At 68.0% G+C, this 823-nt stretch carries 1 protein-coding gene; it reads left to right on the top strand.

Annotation, left to right across the window (positions count from 1 at the left end):
* A partial coding sequence (locus Acy02nite_RS46195; protein WP_203756833.1) for an ABC transporter permease occupies positions 1–823 on the top strand: 823 nt, incomplete at both ends.

Genomic DNA, 823 nt, shown 5'->3' with positions numbered 1-823 from the left:
TGATCAACGCCGTCCCCCTCGCCATGCTCGGCCTCGCCGAACTCCTGGTCATCCTCTCCGGCCGCGGCGGCATCGACCTCTCCGTCGGCGCCATCGTCTCCCTCACCGGCATGATCTTCGGCTTCGCCTACGGCCACTGGGACTGGCCACTATGGGCCGCCATCACCCTCACCGCCGCCTCCGGCGCCCTACTCGGCGCGATCAACGGCTTCCTCGTCTCCTACGCCGGATTCCCCGCCCTGATCGCCACCCTCGCCACCTTCTACGCCTACAAATCGATCGCCATCGTCATCAACAACCAGCAACCCATCAGCACCACCCCCATCCAAAACCTCTACTCCATCACCCGACCCGTCGAACTCCCCCTCATCGGCCACCACCTACCCGACATACCCCTGGGCATCTTCACCTTCCTGCTCCCCACCGCCATCACCGTCTGGCTCCTGCTCACCCGCACCACCTACGGACGCCGGCTCTACGCCATCGGCACCAACGACACCGCCGGACGCTGGGCCGGCCTGCCCGTCCGCGACACCCGCCTCAAGGCCTACCTCTACGCCGGCCTCATCTCCGGCCTGGTCGCCGTCGTCACCGTCGGCCAATTCGCCTCCGCCCGCCCCGACGCCGGCGTCTCCGGCAACGGCATGGCACTACCCGCCATCACCATCGCCGTCCTCGGCGGCGTCGCCATCACCGGCGGCATCGGCCGCGTCGCCGGCATCGTCCTGGCCACCCTGCTCATCGTCTGGCTCAACGCCGGCATCCTGCTCGCCTTCATCGGCAACGAAGGCTCCCAATACCAACTACTCGCCCTCGGCGCGGT

It is taken from the genome of Actinoplanes cyaneus (assembly GCF_016862095.1).
Taxonomy (GTDB): domain Bacteria; phylum Actinomycetota; class Actinomycetes; order Mycobacteriales; family Micromonosporaceae; genus Actinoplanes; species Actinoplanes cyaneus.
This window is presented reverse-complemented; position numbering and strand designations above follow the sequence as displayed.